General features: G+C 37.8%; 1 protein-coding gene. It reads left to right on the top strand.

The genetic code is table 11. The features are described from left to right. Positions 1-143: GxxExxY protein (locus AWW68_RS12120; protein WP_317038757.1), on the top strand; the 143-nt coding region annotated here is incomplete at its 5' end. Between the last annotated feature and the right edge of the window lie 153 nt (positions 144-296).

Below are 296 nucleotides of genomic sequence, written 5' to 3'. Positions count from 1 at the left end.
TCAACCTTGAAGATGTTCACTTAGCTCAGGCTAAAAACTACGTAGTTGCCTATGATAAGCCCATAGGCTTGCTTATTAATTTTGGAGCCAGAAGCTTACAGTTTAAGAAAGTATTCAACCCGAAATATTCATCAGGATCATGATTTACAGGATAAAAGTATGAACAGGGATAAAAGAACAAGCAACAGGGAAAGTATAATGAAGCACAACCCAAATCCAGAAAATCAAGTAATCCTGCGAATCCTGATGCAGACAATTAACCCTGTCAGGACTAAGATTCACAAGATGTTAGGATG

The sequence above is a fragment of the Roseivirga spongicola genome (genome assembly GCF_001592965.1).
GTDB classification, from domain to species: Bacteria; Bacteroidota; Bacteroidia; order Cytophagales; family Cyclobacteriaceae; genus Roseivirga; species Roseivirga spongicola.
Note: the sequence above shows the minus strand (reverse complement) of the source record. Positions and strands in the feature narration are given on the sequence as shown.